We start from the raw sequence: 25,492 nt of genomic DNA on the forward strand, positions 1-25,492 counted from the left end.
TTACAAGTAAGTGAAGGAAGTTAGTTAAAAAGCCAGCATGGCCGGGCTTTACATATCACTTCAACGTGAAATCGACACGGTTAGGCTTGCCCTGATCCTTTATGCCTTCTGCCGTCAGTTTGGGTGTCACCAGGAACATTCGCCCATTCGCCACTTTGCCTTGCTCTTCCAGATGTCGCTTGACCAACAGTGCGCGGCTCTCAGCTAATGCCTTGAGTTCGTTTTGACCAATTGGTGCATTTACAATCATCAAATTTTCCATTTCTTTGGGCGGCAGAGATTTTAGTAAGCCGATCAAATTACGTGGTTTTGAAAACTTTTCTGCTTTGTAGGCTCGCTCCAGGAATTTTGGATATTCCTCAGGCGTGACAACCACCTCCTCTACATTTACGGAGGCTCCATCAGATTTCAGACTGCTTATTTTTTGCGCCTTTATTTTTTGCGTGACATAGACACGGCGGGCGCCATCACGATCAGTGACGGGATCGACACGGCCGATGATTTCAAGCTTAAGCGCAGGCCGATCATTAAGCGCTTTGGCCAGTGTAGCGAGCTTGGCCAGTGCTTCCGGCGTCAGGCTGCTGATACCAGGGGCAAATTCTACATAGCCCAGTTCATCGCCGCCGCCAAAAGCTGAGGCTAACAACGAGAATGGCGAGATGATGGCCTTGGTTATCAGGTTAACGAATACCTTAAAAATGATGCCGCCGAGGCTGAATTTAGGGTCGGATAGCGAACCAGAAACGGGCAGGTTGATATCGATTTCACCTCGGCTATTTTTCAACAGTGCGACCGCAAGTAATACGGGCAATTTGAGCGCATCAGGGCTGTCCACTTTTTCGCCGAAGGTTAGCTGATCGAGAAATATGTTGTTCTTGGCATTCAACTGACCATTCTCAATGTGATATTTTACATCTACTGATAGCTTACCTTTTGTTATCGGATAGCCCGCATATTTTGCCGCATAGGGAGTCAAACGAGTCAGCTCGATACCATGAGCTTTGGCGGCCAAATTAAGAAATAATTGCGTGCCCAGCGGGTTGATCTTACCGATAATTTCCAACGCAGCATCATCGTCAATTTTGCCATTCATGACGAGGTCGGCTGGTGTGGGATCATCAGACTCAACCTTTGAAACCGAACCGGTCAGACCCGTCAGGTTAGCACTGTAGCTGGGCTTGATAAAGTTATCGGAAAAATAGATATTGCCGCCTTGCAGGGTAATTTGACCAATGCGTATTAATGGTCTGGCACTTGCATCTTTAATAGCCGGAGCTTCGCCTGCCGTCTGGGCTGAGACAACGGTAGAAGATACATTCGAGGCAGCCACATTTGCTGACGCAGTCATGGTTGGCGTAGGTGATTCAACAGCAGCAACTTCAGTGGAATTGTCTGTTGAAGGTGTCGCCTGTGTCAGACTGGTGGAAGTGGGTTGCCCCTGGCCATTTTTTGTTGCGATATCCTGTAGGTTAAGGTGTCCGTCTGCATTGACAATAACCCGTGCATAAAAGTCAGAAAGTGCAATATTGCCAAGCGATACTGCCAACGGATTTTTCTGCGTGTTGATTTGTGCGTTTATATTGCCGATGTACAACGATTTCCAGCGCATGAAGTCATCGCCGCTAATTTTATCCAACGCCTGGATATCGGCCAAGCTGATTGAACCAATATAGCTAGCGCGCAGCGGTCGACGCTCAGGTAATTGCACCATCAGCTTGCCCTTGGTACTAAGATTGCCGTTGGTAAAAATGGCATTAATCTGATCCGCGAAATAGGGCTGGAATGCCTTTACACTAAGCTTTTTGCTATCGATTTTAAGATTAACGCCAAACGGACGTAATGCCAGGGTGCCATTGGCATTCAGATTGCCCCGTTTGTTGTGGCTAAGCTTGAGAATCAACGGCGAAGGAGTTGAAGTGGCAGCCTCAGTCATCAAGGCAATACTCTCAAGTGTGAGGTCTATGTTACTCAGTTGCTGTACTGCAGGCTTGCCTCCATTTTGAGGTGCCACCTTTGCGTCGCTAAAATGAATATCGGATTGCTCGATTTTCAGTTGCTTCAATGATGCCTGCCAAGCGCTGGGCTTGGCAGATGTGCGGACGTTAGCTGTGGTTTCTTTTGTTGCATGGCGATTGCCTGCAAGCATCGCCATTAAATCGATTTCACCTTTTGCGTTGCGCTTGATTTTTATATTGGCAGCGTTTACGACTATGCCATCGAGCACGGCGATTTGTTTAACAAGGTCAAACTGAAAACCATCAAGCGCGATGTTTTTGGCAGTGATGCTGCTGTCTTTTTCTTTTGGCAGCTTCATTTGCAGGTTGCGCAGATGAGCACTGGCGTTGGTGAGCACCAGATTAACGCCGCTTTCCGGCCAAGTCAGCTGATAAGGTAATTTGGCATCCAGCAACGTATCTGCCAGTTCGGCGGCAAAAACTGGGGCAAAGTATGGCCGCAAGTGCTGCGGCTGAAGGGCTGTGATTTGCAAATCGCCTTGCAAAGATTTGCCGTTAAGCATGAGTGATCCCTGGTGACTCAAGATCTCACCTGCATCGGTTTCTAATTTGATATTTACAAGTGCTGGCGTATTTCCTTCAGTGCTGAATTTGGACAGGCTGGCATCCAATCGTTTGATCAACAGCGCGGCGGGCCCAAACGTAGGGTCGGTAGTGGCATCCTGCCAGTCTACGTGCCCGTTCACAATCTCGGCATTACCGAGCGAAAAGATAAAAGTCTTGGACTTGGCAGTGGTGGGCTGACTGCTTGGCGTTGTGCTTGCACTATTACTAGCTTTGTCCTTCTGAGCTTTCGAAGGCAACACAAATGCATGCAAAAGATTTAGCGAGCCATCCTGCAGTCGCTTTACTTGCAAATCCGGTCTTTCCAGTTTGATTTCGCGCAAACGCACCAGATTGTTAAACGGCTCCACACGATCAAGTACCACCGATAGCTTGTCCCATTGCACCAACGGTACTCCCGATTTTTCCTGCAACTGCAATTTACGGACGCTAGCATCACCGCTGAGAACGATGCTTTGCGTGCTGCCGCTTTGTTTAAAATCGACCTTCAAGCGCGTATCCAGCAAAGCGGAAACCAATTTAAAATTTAGCTGTAATGGCACAAAGGGCATATAGGTTGGCAGCGACAGCCCGTCGAGGTTGATCTGCACTGAACTGTCGTGTGACGTAGTAAACGGCTTGGTTTTAGCCTTGATACCGAGTGGAGTGCCGTTTACCTTTGCACTAAACGCTGGGGAAATAAAAATCTCGACATCGTGTGGGAGGTTTGAAATAAATGGAATAGCAAGTTCAAAATCGGAAATGGTATGACGTGATTTGAGCACACGGTCGTCGTAGTCAATGCGGCCTTGATGGATGTGGATATTGTTTAGCGAGAAGCGTGCAGGCGCATCGTCAGATTTTGGTTTAGCCAAAATTTTGTTGACTATATCTGAAAAATTGAAGCTGTTTCCTCCTATGCGGATGATGCGCACGACCGGCTGTGTAATCCGAATTTCATTGATAACAGGCGCAAAACGGCTAGCGCTAGCCAGTGAGGCATCCACATAAAGTTCATCTATAGCGAGAGTCTTTTCCTGTAGTTGACCAGGTTCGTAGATGGCGATGTTGCGTATCGTTGCTGACAGCGTAAAGGGGTTAATATTGACTGCGCCGAAATCAACCTTGCGTCCTATTTCCTCACCAATTTTTTTGGCTACAAATGATTTGACGATTGGTGGTCCGACAAAAAAAAGAAGTGCGCTAAAAACAAGAAAGACGATAGCAGTGATTTTGCCAATCGAAAGCAGTTTACGCTTATGCTTATGGGTGAGATTCAGTGCGAGTTTGCGCATGGAGGTCAGAATAATTAAATATTACTCATTATCAATCCCGCCAGCAATGCTGGATGGCATTAAAAAAGAAAACCACCAGCAAACCTTTGTCTATTATCGTCAAAGGCCCGTTGTCAAGAGTCCCTCACTTGCGCCAGTTCTGTGCGCTGGCGCCTACTTTTGGCCATCAGCGATGGCTTTGCGTATTGTTAAGCTAATCAGTTCCGCGTTCATAATAGATGGCTGGTTAACTTTCCCGACTTTTGATAATTCCGCAATATAAACAAGATCAATAAACGGTGGGTATAGCCAGATTATCGACCTTTAAACGCTCCTGCGATTCAGAATTCATAAGAGACTCTCAGCGACGCGAAATAACTGCGCCAAGGAGAATACCAACCGCTGCCGCAATTCCTATGGCCTGCCATGGATTAACGTGTACGTATTCATCCGTGGCCGTGGCAACAGCCTTAGTTTTTTCCATAACCGCCACTTGTGCATTGGAAAGCCGAGTCTTGGCTGCTTGCAGTGACTCTCCTGCCTTGGCACGTGCTGCTGCGATACGTTCCCCAGTCTGATTTGCAGTTGCCTTTAGCAGTTCTTCAGCATCTGCTACCACTATTCTCAAATCATCCATTAGCTTTTCTTTGGAAATATCCACTGTTGACGTTGCTGCTCCTAGCATATTCATTATAAAGTTCCTTTCGTTAAGAAGCGCCATTTACTGTTTTCACTATAACAACCAAAATTGAGCAAATCAAGCCGCCCATTTGAATTCTATAAAATGCGAGCTGAAAGAGTACGTCCATTCAATTTCTCCTGGCGTAGATTTCCAAGCAACAATTTGCTTGATATTTGCGGATCAATGATTACCTGCGTTGCCTCACTGCTTCGAACAAACATACAGCGGTGGCCGCAGCAACGTTCAATGATTCGCTACGCCCCGGCATGGGAATAGTAATGTGCTGGTTGATCACTGCCAGCAAATTTTCAGACAGCCCTGCTCCCTCATTTCCAACCGCAAAGGCAATGTTGCCACGAAGATCACAATCATATAGATTGCTTTTTGCACCCACCACAGTAGCAAAAACTTTCCCTTGAAATGCAGTAGCCATGGCGAGCAAATCCATTGATTCATGGATACTTAATACAAAATGTCCACCCATCCCGGCACGCAGCACCTTAGGCGACCATGCATCGGCGCAGTTCTTGGACAAGAATAATGTATCGCAACCTGCCGCAGCAGCGGAACGCAATATGGATCCAAGATTGCCAGGATCCTGGATGTCTTCCAGCAACAAACAAAAGCTGCTCTGCACTGATGCGATTGGGATTCGAGGGAATTCAATAAGAGCGAGAATACAACTGGGAGTTTTGAGCTCGGACAGTTCAGCAAACAAGCCATCGTCCAATTGAGATAAAGGTACATCAGGAAACTTTTTCAACAACTCTGCCACTTCGCGGTTTTGCACTGCCGCTTCCGTCACAAATAGATGCTGAGGCTGTTGGTTGCCGGAGGCATGATACGCTTGCAGTAGGTGTGCGCCTTCTAATAGAGTCTGCTGAGTCTTTCGGCGTTGACGTGCTGAACTGGCCAGCTTGAGCAGTTCTTTAAAGAAAGGGTTGCTGTGCGAGCTGATGTATTTCATGGATCAGTTTGCACTCAAAATTCATGCCTCATCGTGTTCCAGCAGACTGCTCATTTCTTCCAGCGGGGGCAACTCCTGCAACGAACGCAGATTAAGGTCGTCCAGCAGTTGTTTGGTGGTAGCGAACAATTCTGGTTTACCGGGTGTATCGCGTGTTCCGACTACATCTATCCAGCCGCGCGCTTCCAAGGTCTTTAAAATTTGCGAGGATACTGCTACCCCGCGAATCTCTTCGATATCGCCACGTGTTACTGGTTGACGATAAACGATAATTGCGAGTGTTTCCATTACTGCGCGCGAATAGCGCGGCGGTTTCTGCGGGTTGAGGCGATCTAGATAAGGTTGCATCTCAGGACATGCGCGAAAACGCCAACCATTTGCCACGCGGTTGAGTTCCACGCCGCTGCCTCTATATTCCTGCGCCAATTGTTCCAGTATTTTTTCTATAGTATGGTTTTCTACCGGTGCATCGCTAAGTTTTTTCAGCTCCGCCAGTGACAGTGGCTCTGGGGTAGTCAACAGCGCAACTTCTAATATTTTCTTGAGTTGCACCGCATCAATTTGTGCGGCAGCTCCTTCACTCAGAGGTAAGGCTACGGCTTGCCCGGACATAAATATTTCCCAATGTTTCGGTTTGAGTAATTTCGACCAATGTCTCCTTGGCCAACTCCAGAATTGCGATAAAAGTCACTACTAGTGGAGCAATACCACCGCTCGCCTCAAACAGACTCTCAAATGCTTCGAACTCGCCGTGCCACAACTGGCGCAACACACGCGTCATTTGTTCGCGTACCGAAAGCTCCTCGCGCCGCACTCTATGATGAGTATTTAGTTTTGCACGTGCCAGCAGCGCCAGCCACGCTTGGCGCAAATCTTCCACAGTAATATTCGGTAATCGCTGCTCTTCAACACGTTCGATCAAGACTTGAACCAGCTCAAAATCTCGCCCGGCCTGCGGCAATTCGTTGAGCTTCTGCGCGGCTAGTTTCATCTGTTCGTATTCCAGCAAGCGACGCATCAGCTCGACACGTGGATCTTCCTCTCCCGCATCTACAAGTTTGGACGGCCGCGGCAACAACATGCGTGATTTAATCTCAATCAGTACCGCCGCCATTAGCAAATATTCGGCGGCCAACTCTAAACGGTTGTGCTGCATGATCTCAATATAGACCATGTATTGTTGCGTCAACTGTGCCATCGGTATATCGAGCACATCCAAATTGTGCTTACGGATCAGGTACAGCAATAAGTCTAACGGTCCCTGGAAAGTCTCAAGAACAATTTCCAAAGCATCCGGCGGAATATAAAGGTCAAGTGGCATCTCCAGCAGCGGTTGGCCATGGATATGAACGCCATGCGTGTTTCCCGGAGACTGCGCCAAAGTATTCACCTGTTATGCCAGCATCTATAAATCAGGAATATCTCTCGCCCTGTTTAGCTGTAAATCAGACCCATCGCCTCGCGCACGTCACGCATGGTCTCGGCCGCCAGCTTGCGTGCTTTCTCGCAACCATCAGAGATGATGTTGCGCACCAACGTAGGATCGTCCAGATAGAGCTGAGCACGTTCGCGCATTGGTTTTTGTTCAGCCAGAACTGCATCTATCACCGGTTGTTTACATTCGATACAGCCTATGCCTGCGCTCGTACAGCCTTGTTGCACCCAGTGCTTGGTATCCTCATTGGAATATACCTGATGTAACTGCCACACAGGACATTTCTCCGGATTTCCTACATCGGTACGGCGTACACGCGCTGGATCGGTCGGCATAGTGCGAATTTTCTTCGTCACACTCACTTCGTCCTCGCGCAAACTGATTGTGTTATTGTAAGACTTCGACATTTTCTGTCCGTCCAGCCCGGGCATTTTCGAAGCCGCAGTAAGCATGGCATGGGGTTCGAATAAAATCATTTTTCCACCGCCTTCAAGGTAGCCGAAGAGACGCTCGCGGTCGCTCATGCTTAGGCTCTGCTGTTCGTCGAGTAGTAATTTGGCAGATTGCAACGCTTCGTCATCACCTTGCTCCTGATAACGAGTACGCAACTCGTCATACAGTTTTGCTTTCTTGCCCCCCAATTTCTTGACGGCGGCTTTGGCTTTTTCCTCGAAACCCGATTCGCGCCCATAAATGTGATTGAAACGACGTGCAATTTCGCGCGTGAACTCGATGTGCGGCACCTGATCCTCACCTACTGGCACTTGGGTAGCGCGGTAGATGAGAATATCCGCACTTTGCAATAGCGGATACCCAAGGAAACCATATGTACCCAAATCCTTCTCTGACAGCTTTTCCTGCTGGTCTTTATAGGTCGGCACACGTTCCAACCATCCTCGTGGCGTAATCATGGATAGCAACAGATGTAATTCGGCGTGCTCTGGGACCCTGGATTGAATGAACAGCGTAGCTCGCGCTGGATCAACTCCCACAGCCAGCCAGTCAATGACCATATCCCATACACTTTGTTCAATAATCTGAGGGGTATCATAATGTGTGGTCAGCGCATGCCAGTCAGCAACGAAAAAAAAACACTCGTATTTTTGCTGCATCTCCACCCAGTTTTTCAACACGCCATGGTAATGCCCAAGGTGCAGGCTACCCGTGGGCCTCATTCCTGATAACACTCGATCAACAAGCATAATTTTTACTTCACAGTCCAAAAATAGAATTAATTAACTTAATAAGTCCGATTACAGGCGGCCCCAATATCCAGCTGAGAACAGGCGATATCGCCAAAAAAATTAGTATGAACATACCATAGGGTTCAACTCTCTCCAGAATGGAAGCCTGACGATGGGGTAGCAGGCTGACGGCCATACGTCCACCATCCAGAGGCGGTAGCGGCAGCAAATTTAGCACCATTAATACGACGTTGATTTTAATTCCGATCTGTGCCATTTCCAACAATGGCTCGGCGAAATAATTTGCCGGTAATGTCCATGCCAGCTTGGCCAGTGCCGCCCAGAGTAGCGCCATGAACAGGTTCGCGATCGGACCGGCCAGCGCCACCCACAGCATGTCTTGCTTTGGACGGTGCAGTGCAGCGAAGTTCACAGGCACCGGTTTGGCCCAACCGAACAAGATTCCACCCATCCATAGCGTCAGCAACGGTAACAGGATCGTACCGACAGGATCAATGTGACGAATGGGATTCAAGCTGATACGCCCCTGCTGATAAGCCGTCATATCGCCGAAATGGCGCGCTACATAGCCATGCGCCGCCTCATGTAAAGTAATTGCAAATAAAATTGGAATCGCTGCAATGGCAATGGTTTGTATTAATTGGTCGATCTGCATTTATTATTTATTTCTTACTTAAAAATGGTGAAACATCACCCTTGCCGAAGCGAACTACCACAGGTATATCCGTAGTTAGGTCGATTACCGTGGTCGGTTCTAATCCCACCGCGCCACCATCCACCACCAAATCAACTTGATGCTGTAACAGGTCGCGAATCTGTTCGGCATCATTCATTGCAAACTCTTCATTTGGCAAAATCAAAGTAGAACTTATCAGCGGCTCTCCTAGTTCTTCCAGCAGCGCCAATGCCACCGGATGATCGGGAATGCGCACGCCGACCGTGCTGCGCTTGGGATGTTGTAGGCGCTTAGGAACTTCCTTGGTCGCTTCAAGGATAAATGTATAACTGCCGGGTGTATTATTTTTTAGCAGTCGAAATTGCACATTATCCACCCGCGCATAGCGGGCTAGCTCGGACAAGTCACGGCAAACCATCGTCATATGATGTTTATCATCCACACCACGTATTTGGCGAATGCGCCCCACTGCTTCCTTATCACCAAGATGACAACCTAAGGCGTAGCAGGAATCAGTAGGGTAGACAATCACCGCACCATTGCGAACTAAATCGGCGGCCTGTTTAATCAGCCGTGGCTGTGGATTTATTGGATGAATCGTGAAAAATTGTGACATGGTCAGCGGTTTACTGTCTCCGCTTTTCCTTGTTCCTTCTCTGGAGAAATGAGCAAAGTGCCTGAAGACGGAGATGGGTCAGTTTCCCACGCCAGCCAAATAGGACGGCAATCCAACGGAAAATCGGGCAAACGTCCTAAATCCCGATAGCTTTCACCTGGCCCATGAAAATCTGAACCACACGAAGCCAGCAAATTAAATTCATTAGCATAGCGCGCAAACTCGGCATATTGCTCTGGCGTGTGGCTACCACACACTACCTCGATCCCCTGTCCGCCCAAATCGATAAATTCACGCAGCAATTCGCGCAATGTCTTCTGTCCCATACCTTTGCGCGCCAGAGTATAACGACCCGGATGTGCCAGCACGGCAACACCACCGCTGCCGCATATCCAGCTAACTGCATCCGGCAACGAAGCCCATTGATGCGGCACATATCCGGGTTTATCCTTAACCAGATAATTCTTGAACACGCTACGCACATCCTTGCAGTAGCCTCTCTCGACCAAAAATCGTGCGAAGTGTGTGCGTCCAATAATGCCATCGTTATCTGCATATTGATAAGCACCTGCCAGCGCCCCGCTAATGCCGCTCCTGGCCAGCGACTCAGCCATCAGCTGCGCACGTGCTCCACGTCCACTGCGAATGTTACGTAAACCTTCCGCCAGCGGTTTATAGTTCGGATCGATACGTAAACCAATAATATGCAGGGTGTAGCTACGCCAAGTGACCGAGATTTCCACTCCGTTAATAAATTGCATACCGTGCTGTGCAGCGGCCGCAGCGGCCTCAGCCAACCCAGATAGATCGTCATGGTCAGTCAACGCAAGAAACTTCACTCCTCGCTCAGCCGCACGTGCAACCAGATCTGTAGGCGATAGCAATCCGTCCGAAACAGTTGAATGGCAATGCAGGTCGTAATCTAACATTTAGTAACCCTAAGTAAATCTCGGCTTGCCGCACAGATGGATATCCATTTAATAGGCTAACAGGCACATTGCAATACTAATCTGGTCTCTCATTTCCTGTATAAATCTTTTCTGCACGATGAACAAAAGCATCCACAAAACTATTGGCAATAAAATGAAAAATGGGGCCGAACACTTTTTCCAGTAACTTGTTAGAAAATTCGTAATGCAACTTAAATTCAATTTTACAGGCAGATTCGGAAAGAGGTATAAAGTGCCAATCACCGTCAAGGTGCTTGAACGGTCCATCTTTCAGAGTGATATCAATTTGATGCGGAAACTGACGCACATTCTCGGTGGTAAAACTTTGCTTAATATGGTGATAATTGATATGTACTGTCGCATGTACGGTATCTCCATCCACTGAGATGACACTGGCTCCGCCACACCACGGCAAAAACCGCGGATAATCCGCCACATTATCCACCAGAACGAACATCTGCTCCGCGCTGTAGGGAACCAGTACTGATTTCTCGACTAAGGCCATTCTAGCAGTACGTCCATGCAAAGCTGGTAGAATATACAAATTATGAGCATAGTCCAAAATAAAAAAGCATACCACGACTACTTCATCGAAGACCGCTATGAGGCTGGTATCATGCTGGAAGGCTGGGAAGTCAAAGCAATCCGCGCCGGACGCGCCAATCTCAAGGAAGCCTATATTACGGTGAAAGATAGCGCCCTGTATCTGTTCGGCTCCCATATCAGCCCATTGACTACCGCGTCCACGCATATATATCCTGACCCGGTTCGCACGCGCAAATTACTATTACATGCAGCTGAGATCAACAAGTTGATCAGCAAAGTGCAGCGCGCTGGATACACGCTTATGCCATTGAACATGCACTTTAAAGGCAGTCTCGTCAAACTGGATATCGGCCTTGCGAAAGGGAAAAAGCAACACGACAAACGTGACACCGAGCGTGAACGCGATGCTTCACGCGAGGCTCAACAAGCAATGAAAAAATCACGCAATTAACTGCACTACAATCACTCTGCATCGAAATACTGCATCAACCATCATACCTATCGCCTACCCCGCATATTTCACGACCAACCAATACCATGATCGTGTGATCCAATAGCAAAGTTTTGACACAGCGAACCGTCGCAGGTCGCTCAACATGCGATGACAAAGCTATGCTAGTTACACCGGCATGAATAACAGAATAGTTTAATTAAAATAGCGCGACTCTGCGTGAGAGATACGCTTGCAGCATTTATGAACCAACCTTTGCAAGCTCTGCGTGCAGAGTAGCGACAATGGAATCATATTGATTTGGGTCAGTCTCATTGCCTGCTTCGTATATAGCGGAGCCGACCACAAAAGTGTCAGCACCAGCCATGGCAATTTGTGCGATATTGCCTAAATTCACGTCACCGTGAACTTCAAGAATGATATTGCGCCCGCTCTCATTGATTTTTTTGCGTGCCATGCGCACCTTATTAATCGCCTCGGGAATAAATTTCTGACCACTAATTAAGCCAGTCTGTTTAGACATGATCAAGACCACGTCGATCTTGCTTATAACATGATCGAGGTAGCTAAAAGGCGTGCCAGCATTGAAGGCCAACCCGGCTTTACAGCCATTTTCATGAATTAAATCAATGACCCGTTCTATATTTTCGAAGGACGGTAGGTTGTACGCATCTCGATCAACTGCTTCAGGATGAAAAGTAATAATGTTTGCACCCGCCTTAGCGTACTCCGGTACAAGGTCATTCAGTGAATTGTCTACATTGTATCCACTCGTCAGGTGTATCTCTATTGGCGCTTGAGTAATAGGGCGGATGGCCGCGCATGCCTTCGAACCATTTCTGAAAGTGGGCACAAAGTGCTTATTCATCACTTCCAGGTGAATAATGTCTGCGCCCGAGGCAAGAACATTGATAATCTCTTCGCCAAGCTTAGCAAAATTGGCAGAAATAATACTGGGTGCGATTTTGTACATTAAAGATGCCTTTAAATAAATTTTGAAAAATAGTCATTCTACCCGAAACTCATGGCGAATAATTTTAACGGCAGATGTCATGAGGACATGTTAATTCATCAGTTAATACAATTGAATTAATCATAAGCCGAATGTCCAGAGCGCTGTTCAATAGTACGGGAAGGCCTGATCATTTTTACCGTTAGTTCATAGCTAACCCAGAATCCGCGATTTAAATTTTATAAACCATATTACGAAGCATTCGTTCAAATAAATGTACATGCAATCTATTCGTTACAAAGCACTTTATTACAAAAAACAAATTCAAAGCACCTGAATGGTGCGATATCTATTTTTAGATGCATAAAATTAGTGCATAAAATTAAATTTTATCTTCACGATACGCATCAATGTATTGCTTTAATTAACTAAATAATATTGGCACGAAATTTGCTTTTAATTGATTGGGCGTTACTGAATTTCGCTCCCAATCTTAGAAAGAAAACGCCATGTACAAGACTAAATTACTCATTGTTGCTCTAGGTGCTTTGTTCATACTTCCCGCAGCAGCTGCCGATGAATCTGCATCTTTATTTAAAGATAATGGCATTGAAGTCGGCGGTTGGATCAATGCAGGAATAACTTATAACGCGAATAACCCAGCTGATCGATTCAACGGCCCTGTCACTTTCGCGGATCGTTCTAAAGAATTTCAATTGAATCAGCTTAATGTATTTATGCAGCGCGCCGTGGCGACAGAGGGCAAAGCGTGGGATTTCGGCGGCCGGTTTGATTTAATGTTCGGTACTGACGCTATTTTTGCCCAAGCGTACGGCATTCCCGCATTCGATGTGAATACCGGCCAACCTTTGAAAAGGAGCAATTGGGATCTGCATTTATGCTGTTCTTCTAGTCGCTTCTACAATATGGCATTACCACAGCTTTATATAGAAACCTATGTGCCGGTCGGAAACGGCCTAAATCTCAAGATCGGGCATTTTTATTCACCAACCGGTTATGAAACGGTTCCAGCTCCTGACAATTTCTTTTATACACGTTCTTACACCTTTAGTAATGGCGAGCCATTTACCCATACCGGCGTGGTGGGTAACTACACAGTCAACAAAAATTGGTCGTTTATGGGCGGTGCAATCACCGGCAGCGCAACCGGCGGTTGGGATGGAGGTTGGGATAAAGAGTTGAGTAATTGGGGCGGCTTAGCCGGAACTACCTGGACCAGCGACGACAAGCGAAGCTCAGTCAATCTCACGGGCTCTTACAGCAGGACTTCTACACGAAGCAATGAACCTTGGGCTTTCTACAGTCTTGTGCTACAACATAAAATCACTCCCCAAACACTCCTGGTTTTGCACCATACTAGCGGTTTCGCGGGTGGGGTCTTCGTACCTGACGGCCATAAGGATATTACCTGGCATGGCATCGACATGCAGTTGCATCATGATCTCAGGGAGGATTTGTCGGTGGGCATCCGTAGTGAGTGGTTCCGTGATAAAGACGGCTTTCGTGTCTGCTCACCACTACGGGTCGCTCAAGCAACCAATAGTGTACAGATTAGCTTTGCGGCTGACTTCTTGGCTACCTGTAAACCTGCCGATTATTATGATGTCACCTTAGGCATGAATTGGAAGCCGGCTAAACAGTTAAAACTTGATTCAAAACTGATGCAAAAGCTGAATATTCGCCCAAATATCCGTTACGACAGAGTGGATGGCGTTGGTCAGGTATACAAGCCTTTTGATAATAAAAAGGATCAATTGCTATTATCAGTCGATGCGACGATCCCGTTCTAAAGTCTAAAGCGGCAATATTTGGACAGGTCGAACTTTGCCTGCCCAAATACACTCACCATGAAACGATGACTTTCCTTTCTAAGGAAACGTTACTGATTGATCAACAATAGATTCTGAATATTGCTGTTTACGCTCTAACACACATTAGGAGTGATAATGATGAAAATGGTTACTGCAATCATCAAGCCGTTCAAACTCGACGAAGTACGTGAGGCTCTGACTGCCATTGGCGTGCTGGGTATAACCGTTACGGAAGTAAAAGGCTTTGGCCGGCAAAAAGGTCATACTGAGCTGTATCGCGGCGCGGAATATGTGGTGGACTTTCTGCCCAAGGTCAAGCTGGAAGCCGCTGTCAAAAAGGAGATGCTGGAACTGGTGCTCGAAGCCATCGAAAAATCTGCACACACCGGTAATATTGGTGACGGTAAGATATTCGTTCACAACATTGAACAAGTAATTCGTATCCGTACCGGAGAAACTGGCGCGGAAGCATTGTAAGGTGACACATCAAGTTTCCGTACCGACTTGCTGGCTCGATAAAGGAACGGCTCTATTGTACAGCGCTATGCGGTGGATGGCTTTGACGGCTGCTACATAATACTGTGGATACCGCCTCCACGGGAAGGATGGCGACGGTCATGATTTATTTAGACACTGTTCAAGATACGGCCTGACACGGGTAAGCTGGGCTGGCCGTCAGATCCATATAAGCCATTGGCACTATGTGTGGCATTGTGCAGTATGGTTAGTGTCTGCTGGTTAAGACGCATTTTTACTTGAATTAATTCACCATTGGTGCGGTTCATATGCTGTGCATGGGTAGCCAGTTGCCGGATTTCGTGCCACGCGGGTAAATTAATTGCAGTGTGGGTTTGCAACCAAGTTTCCATACTGCCGGGTTCAATTTTTATACCCCGCGTAAGCATGCCATTCCTCCGAGCATTCACCAGCTTGGTTAACTCCTGTACCATCTGGGTCTTGGTGTCAGCCAGCACATGTATTTGTTCGCTCTGTTCATTGAGTAAGGCTTGTTGTTCAGTTTCAAGCAAGCCTATAAAAGCCTGTAAGGCAGCGCGCTCTGCATGCATCTGAGAAATAAACTCTGCCGTCGCAGCGGCAGATATGTCATTAATCATATTGCATCAGGTTTTGTGCGAACTAATCAAATCCTTCACCGTTTGGATCAGGCCATCAGCCACAGCACTGGAATTAACCTGAAAACGACCTTCACTGATGGCTTGCTTAATATCTGCGACTTTAGCTGCATCCACTAGCGGTGTGTTTGCCATGCTGCTTTCCATTTTTTGAAGTTGTGCGGAAGTTGCACCCAGATGTACGCTGGTGGCAGTGGATTGTGTGCTACTCGCAGGGCTAGCAGTGGGCGCACGCGCCCGCTCTTCACCCGACGTGATAGTAGGCAACGGTTTACTATTTTTTTCAATTTTCATGATGACCTCTTTTTCCAACGCGGATAAAATTTACTATCGGCAGCCAAATGCAAAACTTTAGAACACAGCTTTTATACACCAGCAAAACTTTCTGCACAATATGGCTCGCAGGATAGACATGCAAATAAGCCTATGCAGTAGCTTGGCTTTTATATGCGAAATTACATAATATTTAATCTATCTAAGGCTAAGGCCGAATGTTTACCGCTCCATCCGGCTGCACTACACCGCTCACCACCTGACCCGATGAGGTTTTAACCTGTATAGTTTGTCCTTCCGCCGCGTTACTTAATGCTTGACCATCAGCGTGAATTTTGAGGCCTTGTCTTTCAACTTGAATTTGTACTGTCTGTCCCTGCCTTACTACGTAGGATGCGCGTAGCATGTCTTGTTTTAACACTTGTCCTGCCCCAACACTATATTTAAGTACTTTGCCAATAGCTTGCAAAGGGTCAGTGAGAATACCTGGTTGAGCTAATTCACTTTTCTGGTTTCCAATATCTTCGGCACGTAGTACATGCCCCTGTTGCAGGGGGCTATTGGCGATAAGCAAATTCGCACTCACTTTAATATGCACTGGCACGAACAGTGTCCATTTCTTCATATCAGCAGTGCAGCGAACGCCTACTGTGCCGTTGCCCAACAGCTGTCCTCCAGGAGGAAGAAATGCCTCCAGCGCTGGACAGGCTGGAAGCGAGACGCGCCGATCAATTTCATTCACCATGATAGTAACTTGGCCCGGCAGGTTAAGCGTTTGCTCGTGCACGAAAGCAGCAATGAGTGTGCGTATTTCAACATGGCTTTGTTGCGGCACTGCCCATGCGGACAGGTTGCACAGTAGTGCGCCGAGCAACGTCCATTGCAAAATATTTTTCATATTGATAATGTCTGCTTGCAGTAGATATAGAGGAGCTTTCAAAGTGTCACGCCACCGTTTGTTTGCTTCCATCTCTATCGATAGAGCAGTTCCAACAGACAATTGCGACACAGGTTTAATTGTGTCGTATTTAATAAACTAAACCAGCAATCTCAGCCACCCTTACAATCCTACACATTGTCATGTTACTCCCAGGTGAATTGTATGTCTTTATTAACCAGCAACCCACCGCAACAATGCCGTTGGCACAGTTTCAAAACAACCGCCGCATTAGAGCAGGCTGCAACACAAACAATATTGCAAGCTGCGCTGCAGGCCATTAGCCTACGCGGGGCATTTCAAATCGTGCTGGCCGGCGGCACAACACCGCGCCGTGTATATGAGTCGCTGCGCAACGCTGATGCAGACTGGGCTGCCTGGCATGTTTATTTCGGTGATGAACGTTGTCTGCCAGCTGACCATGTAGAACGCAACAGCTGGATGGCCGCGCAGGCGTGGCTGAACCATGTCGCCATCCCTCTTACCCAGATTCACTTTATTCCCACAGAGAAAGGCACACAGGCAGCAGCCAGCGCTTATACACAGACACTGGTAGGCATCGAGTTATTCGATTTAGTTTTACTGGGATTAGGAGAAGATGGCCACACTGCCAGCCTGTTTCCTGATCACGAGCTGGCTAACACGGCCAATGCTCCAGCCGTTATTGTAGTAGAAGATGCGCCAAAATATCCGCCACAGCGAGTATCGCTCAGCGCGCATCGCTTAAGTGCCGCACGCAAAGTTATATTTATCGTGAGCGGTGCTACGAAACAGCAGGCAGTAAAGAACTGGCGCAATGGGATCGCTATTCCTGCTGCTGCTGTTAATCCGACAAACGGTGTGGATGTATATCTTGAGGCGGCGCTGCTAGCGTGAGTTGCTTATCGCATGGCGGATTCAAGAATCAACCACAACAATTAATGTTTAGTCGCAGATTTAACGAGTTCCATATTGAGCAGTGGGCTCGTTGTAAGCCACTACCGGCAATCGAAATCCGAGCGATTTCCTCGGACGTGTATTTGAGCTCCAAGCAATTTCATCCAACTGTTCTTGCGTGTAAGTCAACAGGTCTGCCCCTTGGGAAAATACTGGCGCAGCAGTCCGTTAGTACTTTCATTCAAGCCGCGTTGCCATGTGCTGTGCAGGAAAGCGGTAAATATAATAGCTGATAATTACAGCATCACGTTGCCCGGATTTATGGTCAACATAACGCTCATTTCATTTTGTGCAAGCGGCCATTGCAGGGTTAGCATTACGGCCTGCATAATCTTCTCGAATCCGGCTTCGGATTGCGAAACTGTGAAATATGGCATGCCAAGTAACTGGATCGGGTGGTTGCTATTCAGCACTAAATTCCCGCCTAATACACGGTCATCAAGTACCAAGCCATTCATATCAGTCAATTCGAGCTCACTGCCAAAACCGCTGAGAATTTTTTCATCCCGGATATAACGACCGGCATAACCATTACAACTCGGCATCGCCAGTGCCACACGAGTGAGAAAACTTCCTTGTAATGCGCTATCGAAGGTGTAACTAACATATAGACAATTAGCGTTCAGACTAATACGTTTTTGTATAGTTTTACCACCAAAATCAGTACGGAATAATATTCCTTCGGTGTTTGCTTCAACCAATTCATAAGCAAGCTCAATTTCTTCGGCATTCAGCAGTAAGGAATCGCGAAATAAGGTCTGTGCGTGGCTATCTGCCATCAAATTTTTCGCAGTGATTTCATGCTTGAAAGCCACGCGATCATGCGCTGAAACAATACCACCACCTTCATGCGGGTGCGTGGCGTGACTGGATTCAATTTTGCGGAAATAATGCTCCAACTGACGGCGCAGGGTATCACCGAAGTTGTGGTGCAATTGATATGCATCAAGTTCGGATATGCTGGCGCTGCCATCAAGTTTCACGATAGCTTGCAGCATTGCGTTATGCAGGAAAACTTCATCGTGGCCGTCGCTATCGGCATCTGTGCAAATACAGGCTGAACGCGGGAGAACATTATCTAGTAAGGACTCCAGCTTAACGATGGCGCCATATACTGCACGGCGCAGATGTGGCAGATACAACCCGCCAAACAAGCCATGCCAGTATGCGTCGTTGGCTTGCGCAATATAGAGTTGATCCAGCATCTCAGGTGTGCGTTTCTCTTCCGGCAGGACATGCAAACGCTCGGACAACCCCAACATGCGCTTGTGCATCCAGTTAGATTCCGGATAGCGAGAGAAAAAATTCTTCCAAATACCGCCGCGCAAAAAAGCCTTGCGCTCTTCGTAATGACCGCTTGCTTTTTCCGTATGGACCAAATCGGCATACGTATGTGCAGCAGCCATCGGCAAAGTCCACTCGTTCATTTCAATGTAGGAAGTAGTGGGCAGATATACTATGCCGCGCGTTTTTTCATTTGCGTGATAGTCACGATAGGTCTGAGTGGTAATTTTCGGTGAAGCCAGCACTCCTCGAATAAAATCTTCCAACCAGCCTTTTTCATAAACCCACTGGTAAGTTTCCGGCCAGATACCGAACTTTTCGATGTCATCGAAATACACGGCTGATGCTTGCATGTCGTTACGCGTCAGGCTTTCCAAATAGGCCACTACTTCATGCGCCGGAGAAAACGGCATGCGGTAGCGTAACGCCTCGGAAATCGGAAACAGGTCGAGTTTACGGCCGTCCTCTTCGGTAGTGAAATAGCCATTCAATTCTTCAATGCGTTTGCCGCTGCACAAAAAGTGGTAATCATCTACTGTAACGTACTTAATTTTGGAATCTGATAAGGCAGGAACTACCGTTGCCTCCCACACGCGTTCGGTTAACCATGCACCTTGTGCCCTAGTGCCCATTCTGGCTTCCAATTTGTCAGATAACCTGATGATCTGCCCGATACGATCACGATTGGGAATAACCGCCAGAACCGGCTCGGTATCTCCGCCACCAAACATTTCGACCTGGCCGCGTTGTACCATTTCCGTGAGTAAAGCCATATCTTGCGGATATTTATTAAACAGGTAATCGAGCAACCAGCCGCTGAAATGTGCAGCAAAACGAAATTCCGGATAGCGATGCAAGATATGCAGGAATGGCTTGTAACAACGTTGATGCGCGTCATCTACCACTTCCGGGAAGTTGCCCACCGGCTGATGAGCATGGACACCAAAAAGTAAGGAAACTGTTTCGTACGTTTTCATTTTTCAGACTCGGTGTTAATTGCTAATGACATCGGGATATCTCAAAAAATGGTCATCCTGACATCTGCGTAAACAATAATTACTAGATTTCTCAGGCTCCCAGAATATCCACTAAAATTGAGGCAGAAAATCAATCTTCATGATCGAGTTTATCTACTTTAGGTAAATCAGATTTTATTGAAACGAGCGACAGAATGAATTTCTACTTTCGATCGTCGGTAATTTTTTATGTTCATCTTTGATCACTTTCCTACACAAAAATTCACACTCAAAAAATATTTAATTACGATTGATACACAGTGAACCAACATTAGTCGCCAGTTAATTGCAAGTGCGCCATTAAGAGCCACGGCGCATCGTACCACCTGATTCAGGTAAACCCCCACCTTGGCTGATTGGAGAGTTTAAGATAGCTGGAACAGGTAATTTCAAGTAACGATATAACTGCATTAGATTGCTGCGATAGAGGCGATCAAAACTTTCCACTGCATGAGCAGGATTGTAATCACCGAACCACCAGAACCAGTCGGAGCTTTCGCATGAAGCCAATTGTTTTTCGGCAATCAAGCGCTCTGCCTCGTTCAAGCGGTCGCTTGCCATCACCAAGTCATAATTTTGTTTCGCTATACACAACAAATCCCAAGCGCGGTTTTTGTCGGGCGAGCCAATCCATGTGGAGAAATCACCGTATACCCAACTACCGGCAACGAGACGCGGTAGTTCTTCTTCCTTGGCAAGCTGTTTGTTTCCTTCAGCCTCATCAAGCCGATCCAGATAACCGCTATAAGTCGTGGTTCTGATTGTCGAGTGTGTTTGTAACGCAGAATATAAATCGGTAAAGAAATGATAGCCATTATAGGGATAATATTCCCAAGCGTTTTCACCATCCAGGATAACACTGACTACTGGCGCTTCGCCCTCAGGTGCCTGTTGTGCAATCGCTTCGAGCTGGGAAATAAAATGCAGTGCGGCATCCTTGCCATTCCAACGCGAATATTCAAAACCAATCAAATCGGATAGGCGGTCATCTCGAAAAAAACAGCGCACACCACTTGCTGCACCTTGCAAATGATAGGGACGATAGAGATATTGGGCACGCTCAGGCAAATAATGCTCCGCCGTACGTAAGCTGTTAGCCAGCACGCCCTCGCCACTCGCCGTCCAACGGCACTCTTGCACCGCAAACACTTCCAGCAACGCGGTTGAAACCGCTCCTTCAGCTGGCCAAATACCGTGTGGCGTGACGCCAAAACGTGTTTGGTGACTTTTTTGGGCAGAAAGAAGATGCGCCTGGACGCGTGATTTTCCGCCGGGATAGCATTTCGATTGCGGCAGACTGATATCCGGTTTGCTTTCACGCGCACTATTAATATCCAGCAACAATGGCGCAAGCGGATGGTAATGAGGTGTCGTGGAAAGTTCAATTTGACCGCTTTCAGCCAATTTGCGATACCGCGGAATAATGCCGCAAATGACTTGTCCGATCAGATCGAATAACCATTTGCGATCGGCATGACTAAAGCCTTCATTCTTGCTCATTAAGCCAATAACCAAATTGTGTTCGCGGCGCACGCTTTCGCCACACCAGACCAAATGGTACCAAGTCAGCAAGTCGGCAAAATATTGTCCAGACAAATAGGCAAGCTCTGTACTGCCGCCTGGTTCGAGCATTTTGTACAAATCGGACAGACGCTTGTAGGCTTGATACGGCGCGACCATACTATGATGGTTACTGCGGAAACAACTAGTCAACACCAGATCGCGTTCCTCTACATTCAGATCATTGAGATTCTCGCGCGCCAGCAGTCGCAACAGCGGATCGCGTATCTGGCCAGTGGTGAACTGCTGTTCGTAATCTTCCAGTTGATCCAACAAAACCGGCACAAAATTCACCGTCACTTTCACCTGAGGATGTTGTTCCAGATGAAAAGCCATATCGGTGTAATCCTTAATCGCGTGCAGATAAACCCACGGCAACAAAAAATCGCCACTGGCATGATCGCGATAATCTGGCTGATGCATGTGCCAGAGAAAAACTAAATCGAGGGGCCTTGACATGAAAATTCCATTTAATTAAATGTGAGTAAAACTAAGTTCAGCGCACGCGGTGCACTTCCTGGCCCAGCATGTCCGGAGTGATCAGTGTAATACCGTTATCACTTACAAAAAAACGTCTCGCATCTTCCTCACGGTTGACCCCGGCGGTTAAGCCCTCCGGAATCACACAATTTTTGTCCACCACCACGCGCTTGAGCGTTACATTACGAGACACCTTTACGTTGGGCAAAATCACCGAATCCTCGACATTACTGTAACTATGTATGTGCACGTTGGAGAAGAGAAGCGAATTGCGCACGTGTGCACCGCTAATGATGCAGCCTCCCGATACTAAAGAATCCACCGCCATACCGCGGCGAGTACTGTCATCAAATACGAATTTGGCTGGTGGTAATTGTTCCTGATACGTCCAGATTGGCCATTCCTGATCGTACATATTAAGGGCAGGGGTAACCTTGGTAAGTTCCATGTTAGCTTCCCAGTAGGCGTCTATAGTTCCCACATCTCGCCAATAGGGTACTTCACCATTCAGATTTACACAGCTATCTTCAAAACTCTGCGCAAACACACGGTAGTGCGCAGACACTAAATGCGGGATGATGTCCTTGCCGAAATCGTGGCTGGAATTCTTATCATCTGCGTCCCGCACCAATTGTTCGTACAGAAAGCGTGTGTTGAACACGTACACTCCCATACTGGCCAGCGCCATATCAGGGTTTCCCGGGATCGGAGTGGGATGATCAGGCTTCTCATTAAAGTTCACCACTCGTGATTCCATATTCACGCCCATTACACCGAATCCACAAGCATCTTTGATGGGAACCTCGATACAAGCAACAGTCATGTCGGCCTGCTTTTCTACATGGAAGGCGAGGAGTTTGCCGTAGTCCATCTTGTAGACGTGGTCACCCGCCAATAACAGCACGTAATCCGGATTAGTTGTGCGCATGATATCCAGATTTTGAAATACCGCATCGGCCGTGCCCCTATACCACATTTCCTCTATCCTTTGCTGAGCCGGCAGCACGTCAATGAATTCGCCGAACTGGCCATTCAGGAAACTCCAGCCGCGCTGAATATGCTGGATCAAACTGTGTGACTTGTATTGCGTCGCCACACCGATCCGTCTGATGCCAGAATTCACACAATTTGATAGCACAAAATCAATAATGCGAAACTTGCCGCCAAATGGCACCGCAGGCTTAGCCCGCCAGTCTGTAAGTTGATGTAGACGAGTGCCACGCCCCCCCGCCAGAATCATGGCGTAAGTGCTTTTAGTTATGGAACTCACAAAACGTAATTTTTCAGTTAGCGGCATGATTCCCCTCGTAGTCGTTGATTCTGAATCTTGTTCAGAACTGTATCAGATTGTAATTATAGCCGGGTCTTAATTGTGGTTATAATCACCTCACCATGAGAAAGAATCTTCGCATCAAACTTGATCCGCGTGCTGAATTATTGTTGCAAGGGCGACTGCATGATCCCTTCGCTTATCTTGGCCCACATCAGAAAAATGAAAGATATGTAGTGCGGGTATTTAACCCTCACGCAAGTGAAATCTGGCTGAAAACCGCGCATGGCGATGAAGCCCTAGAACGCGTTCATCCAGATGGATTATTCGAATGGTACGGTCGCGAAGAACCACGCCATCCCTATAGTCTGCGTATCATAGAAAACGAATCAGGGCTAAACAACGGAATTGAACGTTTAGTGCATGATTGCTATGCCTTTGCACCACAAATTTCCGATTTCGACCTGCACCTTTTTAACGAAGGAAAGTTACATCAGGCCTATCGCGTACTGGGCTCACATGCAATGCAAATTAACGGCATTCCAGGTGTGCGTTTTGCAGTGTGGGCGCCAAATGCCGAGCGAATCAGCGTAATCGGTGAATTTAACCGCTGGGATGGGCGCATCCATCCGATGGCGGCACATGGTTCCAGCGGCGTTTGGGAGTTATTTATCCCAGAAATTGAACAAGGCACGCTGTACAAATTTGAGATCCGCAACCATGCCGGGACCTTGCTGGTCAAAACCGACCCCTATGCCAACACGTTTGAATTGCGCCCTGGTACTGCTGCTCGCGCTGGATCTGCTATCCATCACACATGGCAGGATATAGAATGGACGAAGCAGCGTAACAACTGGGACTGGCTACACGCCCCACTCAATATCTACGAAATTCATGCGGGATCATGGAAACGTCACCCAGACGGACGTTTTTATACCTATCGCGAACTGGCTGAAAACCTTGTTCCCTATCTCAAAGACATGGGTTATACCCACGTTGAACTAATGCCTGTTTCGGAGCACCCGTTAGACGAGTCATGGGGTTACCAAGCGACTGGCTATTTCGCCGCGACCAGCCGCTTCGGATCCCTTGATGATTTATGCCACTTCGTAGATAACTGTCATCAGGCCGGAATTGGCGTGCTGCTCGACTGGGTGCCAGCGCATTTCCCGCAGGACGCGTTTGCGCTGGCGTATTTTGATGGCACCGCACTCTATGAACACGAAGATCCGCGCCTCGGCTTTCATCAAGACTGGGGCACGCACATTTTTAACTATGGTCGTAATGAGGTAAAAAGCTTTTTGTTGTCGAGTGCGCATTACTGGCTGTCGCAATTTCACTTCGATGGCCTGCGTGTGGATGCGGTGGCTTCCATGTTGTATCTCGATTATTCGCGTAGGGAAGGTGAATGGCTACCGAACAAATATGGCGGGCGAGAAAATCTCGAGGCCATCGAGTTCCTGCGCGAACTGAACATCATGGTACATGACGTATTTCCAGGTGCGTTGACACTAGCCGAGGAATCCACCTCATGGCCGGGGGTATCGCGTCCGGTGTATCTTGGTGGGCTTGGCTTTTCAATGAAATGGAACATGGGTTGGATGAATGACACACTTAGCTTCATGCAGTTAGACCCAGTTCACCGCCGCTATCATCTTAATCAACTTACCTTTAGTCAGCTTTATGCTTATAGCGAAAATTTCATGCTGCCGTTTTCGCATGATGAGGTGGTACATGGCAAAGGTTCGCTACTCGACAAAATGCCCGGCGATAGCTGGCAGAAATTTGCCAACCTGCGGTTACTACTTACTTATCAAATAACAAGTCCAGGCAAGAAGCTCAACTTCATGGGCAATGAATTCGGCCAAGGACGTGAATGGAGATCGAGCTGGGAACTTGAATGGTGGCAACTCACCCTGGAGCCGCATCGAGGCATACAAAGCATGGTGCGCGACTTAAATCATCTTTACCGTGACTTACCGGCTTTATATGAACAAGACTTTGAACAAAGTGGTTTTTCCTGGATTAATTGTCAGGACACCGAACGTTCGCTGCTTTCTTTCTTGCGCCATGGGCGAAATGGCGAAACAGTTGTAGTTGCCTTTAATTTCACTCCAGTCCCACGTCACCGCTACCGCATCGGAGTGCCATTCAATTGTACTTATCGCGAAATTTTTAACAGTGATTCACACTATTATGGCGGCGGCAATCTCGGAAATTCTAGTGAGATACATGCCGAACCTCTATCCTGGATGGGACAACCCTATTCCGTCGAAATAGAATTGCCGCCGCTCGCAGGTATTATGCTAACGCCGGTACGAGTATGAAACTAACGTTTATATTCTATTGTCATGTTATTGATCTTTATAATTTATACCCAATAACATCATTCTCGTCTTGGCGAGAATGATGCAGGAAAATATCCTGCATATTGCAAATATTCTGAATGACAAACCTCT

General features: G+C 47.4%; 22 protein-coding genes and 1 pseudogene. 5 read left to right on the forward strand and 18 right to left on the reverse strand.

Going from position 1 to position 25,492, the window contains the following annotated elements; genetic code table 11:
- Window positions 1–55: 55 nt before the first annotated feature.
- The 10 genes from MKZ32_RS08305 to MKZ32_RS08350 form a co-directional block, all read right to left on the reverse strand.
- The gene (locus MKZ32_RS08305; RefSeq protein WP_239796851.1) at window positions 56–3,853 is read right to left on the reverse strand and encodes a DUF748 domain-containing protein; all 3,798 of its coding nucleotides are present in this window, start codon (window positions 3,851–3,853) and stop codon (window positions 56–58) included.
- A gap of 340 nt (window positions 3,854–4,193) precedes the next feature.
- Complete coding sequence (locus MKZ32_RS08310; RefSeq protein ID WP_239796852.1) at window positions 4,194–4,523, reverse strand: ElaB/YgaM/YqjD family protein; 330 nt, start codon at window positions 4,521–4,523, stop codon at window positions 4,194–4,196.
- 178 nt (window positions 4,524–4,701) lie between these two features.
- Window positions 4,702–5,481 carry a TrmH family RNA methyltransferase gene (locus tag MKZ32_RS08315; RefSeq protein ID WP_239796853.1) on the reverse strand — a complete coding sequence of 260 codons (780 nt, stop codon included), beginning with the start codon at window positions 5,479–5,481 and terminating at the stop codon, window positions 4,702–4,704.
- A 21-nt stretch (window positions 5,482–5,502) separates the two neighbouring features.
- A complete protein-coding gene (scpB, locus tag MKZ32_RS08320) occupies window positions 5,503–6,093 on the reverse strand; it encodes an SMC-Scp complex subunit ScpB (protein WP_239796854.1) in 591 nt (196 codons plus the stop codon).
- Window positions 6,059–6,871, reverse strand: a complete 813-nt coding sequence (locus MKZ32_RS08325; RefSeq protein ID WP_420887724.1) for a segregation and condensation protein A — start codon at window positions 6,869–6,871, stop codon at window positions 6,059–6,061. The genes scpB and MKZ32_RS08325 overlap by 35 nt, the downstream gene beginning before the upstream one ends.
- A gap of 44 nt (window positions 6,872–6,915) precedes the next feature.
- Window positions 6,916–8,118 carry a tryptophan--tRNA ligase gene (locus MKZ32_RS08330; protein ID WP_239796855.1) on the reverse strand — a complete coding sequence of 401 codons (1,203 nt, stop codon included), beginning with the start codon at window positions 8,116–8,118 and terminating at the stop codon, window positions 6,916–6,918.
- Between the two features lie 10 nt (window positions 8,119–8,128).
- Window positions 8,129–8,776 carry a site-2 protease family protein gene (locus MKZ32_RS08335; protein WP_239796856.1) on the reverse strand — a complete coding sequence of 216 codons (648 nt, stop codon included), beginning with the start codon at window positions 8,774–8,776 and terminating at the stop codon, window positions 8,129–8,131.
- A 7-nt stretch (window positions 8,777–8,783) separates the two neighbouring features.
- Complete coding sequence (locus MKZ32_RS08340; protein ID WP_239796857.1) at window positions 8,784–9,413, reverse strand: L-threonylcarbamoyladenylate synthase; 630 nt, start codon at window positions 9,411–9,413, stop codon at window positions 8,784–8,786.
- Between the two features lie 2 nt (window positions 9,414–9,415).
- A complete protein-coding gene (locus MKZ32_RS08345) occupies window positions 9,416–10,342 on the reverse strand; it encodes a 3',5'-nucleoside bisphosphate phosphatase (RefSeq protein ID WP_239796858.1) in 927 nt (308 codons plus the stop codon).
- 76 nt (window positions 10,343–10,418) lie between these two features.
- Window positions 10,419–10,868, reverse strand: a complete 450-nt coding sequence (locus tag MKZ32_RS08350) for a type II toxin-antitoxin system RatA family toxin (protein ID WP_239796859.1) — start codon at window positions 10,866–10,868, stop codon at window positions 10,419–10,421.
- A 42-nt stretch (window positions 10,869–10,910) separates the two neighbouring features.
- On the opposite strand from MKZ32_RS08350, the gene smpB reads away from it, so the two are divergent.
- Complete coding sequence (gene smpB / locus MKZ32_RS08355; RefSeq protein ID WP_239796860.1) at window positions 10,911–11,360, forward strand: SsrA-binding protein SmpB; 450 nt, start codon at window positions 10,911–10,913, stop codon at window positions 11,358–11,360.
- Between the two features lie 241 nt (window positions 11,361–11,601).
- Here smpB and MKZ32_RS08360 read toward each other — a convergent pair whose 3' ends face one another.
- Window positions 11,602–12,333, reverse strand: coding sequence for a ribulose-phosphate 3-epimerase (locus MKZ32_RS08360; RefSeq protein ID WP_239796861.1), 732 nt, complete (start codon window positions 12,331–12,333; stop codon window positions 11,602–11,604).
- A 488-nt stretch (window positions 12,334–12,821) separates the two neighbouring features.
- Between MKZ32_RS08360 and MKZ32_RS08365 the strand changes: the two genes are divergently transcribed.
- On the forward strand, window positions 12,822–14,123 hold the full coding sequence (locus tag MKZ32_RS08365; RefSeq protein ID WP_239796862.1) for a porin: 1,302 nt from the start codon (window positions 12,822–12,824) through the stop codon (window positions 14,121–14,123).
- A gap of 159 nt (window positions 14,124–14,282) precedes the next feature.
- Window positions 14,283–14,621: a P-II family nitrogen regulator gene (locus MKZ32_RS08370; RefSeq protein ID WP_173055609.1), complete on the forward strand. Its 339-nt coding sequence runs from the start codon at window positions 14,283–14,285 to the stop codon at window positions 14,619–14,621.
- 149 nt (window positions 14,622–14,770) lie between these two features.
- Here MKZ32_RS08370 and MKZ32_RS08375 read toward each other — a convergent pair whose 3' ends face one another.
- The 3 genes from MKZ32_RS08375 to flgA all read right to left on the reverse strand — a co-directional run bounded on the left by MKZ32_RS08375 (window position 14,771) and on the right by flgA (window position 16,559).
- Complete coding sequence (locus tag MKZ32_RS08375) at window positions 14,771–15,259, reverse strand: flagella synthesis protein FlgN (RefSeq protein WP_239796863.1); 489 nt, start codon at window positions 15,257–15,259, stop codon at window positions 14,771–14,773.
- A 6-nt stretch (window positions 15,260–15,265) separates the two neighbouring features.
- Window positions 15,266–15,571, reverse strand: coding sequence for a flagellar biosynthesis anti-sigma factor FlgM (gene flgM, locus MKZ32_RS08380; protein ID WP_239796864.1), 306 nt, complete (start codon window positions 15,569–15,571; stop codon window positions 15,266–15,268).
- A gap of 187 nt (window positions 15,572–15,758) precedes the next feature.
- Window positions 15,759–16,559: a flagellar basal body P-ring formation chaperone FlgA gene (gene flgA, locus MKZ32_RS08385; RefSeq protein WP_239796865.1), complete on the reverse strand. Its 801-nt coding sequence runs from the start codon at window positions 16,557–16,559 to the stop codon at window positions 15,759–15,761.
- A gap of 93 nt (window positions 16,560–16,652) precedes the next feature.
- Between flgA and pgl the strand changes: the two genes are divergently transcribed.
- A complete protein-coding gene (gene pgl, locus MKZ32_RS08390; protein ID WP_239796866.1) occupies window positions 16,653–17,363 on the forward strand; it encodes a 6-phosphogluconolactonase in 711 nt (236 codons plus the stop codon).
- A 60-nt stretch (window positions 17,364–17,423) separates the two neighbouring features.
- On the opposite strand, the pseudogene MKZ32_RS08395 reads toward pgl, so the two are convergent.
- The 4 genes and pseudogenes from MKZ32_RS08395 to glgC form a co-directional block, all read right to left on the reverse strand.
- Window positions 17,424–17,629: pseudogene (locus tag MKZ32_RS08395) on the reverse strand (transposase); the annotation flags it as partial.
- A 30-nt stretch (window positions 17,630–17,659) separates the two neighbouring features.
- On the reverse strand, window positions 17,660–19,684 hold the full coding sequence (locus tag MKZ32_RS08400) for an alpha-amylase/4-alpha-glucanotransferase domain-containing protein (RefSeq protein ID WP_239796867.1): 2,025 nt from the start codon (window positions 19,682–19,684) through the stop codon (window positions 17,660–17,662).
- A 339-nt stretch (window positions 19,685–20,023) separates the two neighbouring features.
- Complete coding sequence (locus tag MKZ32_RS08405) at window positions 20,024–21,742, reverse strand: glycoside hydrolase family 57 protein (RefSeq protein WP_239796868.1); 1,719 nt, start codon at window positions 21,740–21,742, stop codon at window positions 20,024–20,026.
- 37 nt (window positions 21,743–21,779) lie between these two features.
- Window positions 21,780–23,060: a glucose-1-phosphate adenylyltransferase gene (glgC, locus tag MKZ32_RS08410; RefSeq protein WP_239796869.1), complete on the reverse strand. Its 1,281-nt coding sequence runs from the start codon at window positions 23,058–23,060 to the stop codon at window positions 21,780–21,782.
- Window positions 23,061–23,155: 95 nt separating this feature from the next.
- Between glgC and glgB the strand changes: the two genes are divergently transcribed.
- On the forward strand, window positions 23,156–25,360 hold the full coding sequence (gene glgB / locus MKZ32_RS08415; RefSeq protein WP_239796870.1) for a 1,4-alpha-glucan branching protein GlgB: 2,205 nt from the start codon (window positions 23,156–23,158) through the stop codon (window positions 25,358–25,360).
- Window positions 25,361–25,492: the final 132 nt, after the last annotated feature.

Source organism: Candidatus Nitrotoga arctica (genome assembly GCF_918378365.1).
Lineage (GTDB): Bacteria > Pseudomonadota > Gammaproteobacteria > Burkholderiales > Gallionellaceae > Nitrotoga > Nitrotoga arctica.

What these genes read in the sequence shown, in the direction of transcription:
- MKZ32_RS08305 (WP_239796851.1), bottom strand. Translation starts at nt 3,853, where the DNA reads ATGCGCAAACTCGCACTGAATCTCACCCATAAGCATAAGCGTAAACTG.
- MKZ32_RS08310 (WP_239796852.1), bottom strand. Translation starts at nt 4,523, where the DNA reads ATGAATATGCTAGGAGCAGCAACGTCAACAGTGGATATTTCCAAAGAA.
- MKZ32_RS08315 (WP_239796853.1), bottom strand. Translation starts at nt 5,481, where the DNA reads ATGAAATACATCAGCTCGCACAGCAACCCTTTCTTTAAAGAACTGCTC.
- scpB (WP_239796854.1), bottom strand. Translation starts at nt 6,093, where the DNA reads ATGTCCGGGCAAGCCGTAGCCTTACCTCTGAGTGAAGGAGCTGCCGCA.
- MKZ32_RS08330 (WP_239796855.1), bottom strand. Translation starts at nt 8,118, where the DNA reads ATGCTTGTTGATCGAGTGTTATCAGGAATGAGGCCCACGGGTAGCCTG.
- MKZ32_RS08335 (WP_239796856.1), bottom strand. Translation starts at nt 8,776, where the DNA reads ATGCAGATCGACCAATTAATACAAACCATTGCCATTGCAGCGATTCCA.
- MKZ32_RS08340 (WP_239796857.1), bottom strand. Translation starts at nt 9,413, where the DNA reads ATGTCACAATTTTTCACGATTCATCCAATAAATCCACAGCCACGGCTG.
- MKZ32_RS08345 (WP_239796858.1), bottom strand. Translation starts at nt 10,342, where the DNA reads ATGTTAGATTACGACCTGCATTGCCATTCAACTGTTTCGGACGGATTG.
- MKZ32_RS08350 (WP_239796859.1), bottom strand. Translation starts at nt 10,868, where the DNA reads ATGGCCTTAGTCGAGAAATCAGTACTGGTTCCCTACAGCGCGGAGCAG.
- smpB (WP_239796860.1), top strand. Translation starts at nt 10,911, where the DNA reads ATGAGCATAGTCCAAAATAAAAAAGCATACCACGACTACTTCATCGAA.
- MKZ32_RS08360 (WP_239796861.1), bottom strand. Translation starts at nt 12,333, where the DNA reads ATGTACAAAATCGCACCCAGTATTATTTCTGCCAATTTTGCTAAGCTT.
- MKZ32_RS08365 (WP_239796862.1), top strand. Translation starts at nt 12,822, where the DNA reads ATGTACAAGACTAAATTACTCATTGTTGCTCTAGGTGCTTTGTTCATA.
- MKZ32_RS08370 (WP_173055609.1), top strand. Translation starts at nt 14,283, where the DNA reads ATGAAAATGGTTACTGCAATCATCAAGCCGTTCAAACTCGACGAAGTA.
- MKZ32_RS08375 (WP_239796863.1), bottom strand. Translation starts at nt 15,259, where the DNA reads ATGATTAATGACATATCTGCCGCTGCGACGGCAGAGTTTATTTCTCAG.
- flgM (WP_239796864.1), bottom strand. Translation starts at nt 15,571, where the DNA reads ATGAAAATTGAAAAAAATAGTAAACCGTTGCCTACTATCACGTCGGGT.
- pgl (WP_239796866.1), top strand. Translation starts at nt 16,653, where the DNA reads ATGTCTTTATTAACCAGCAACCCACCGCAACAATGCCGTTGGCACAGT.
- MKZ32_RS08400 (WP_239796867.1), bottom strand. Translation starts at nt 19,684, where the DNA reads ATGAAAACGTACGAAACAGTTTCCTTACTTTTTGGTGTCCATGCTCAT.
- MKZ32_RS08405 (WP_239796868.1), bottom strand. Translation starts at nt 21,742, where the DNA reads ATGTCAAGGCCCCTCGATTTAGTTTTTCTCTGGCACATGCATCAGCCA.
- glgC (WP_239796869.1), bottom strand. Translation starts at nt 23,060, where the DNA reads ATGCCGCTAACTGAAAAATTACGTTTTGTGAGTTCCATAACTAAAAGC.
- glgB (WP_239796870.1), top strand. Translation starts at nt 23,156, where the DNA reads ATGAGAAAGAATCTTCGCATCAAACTTGATCCGCGTGCTGAATTATTG.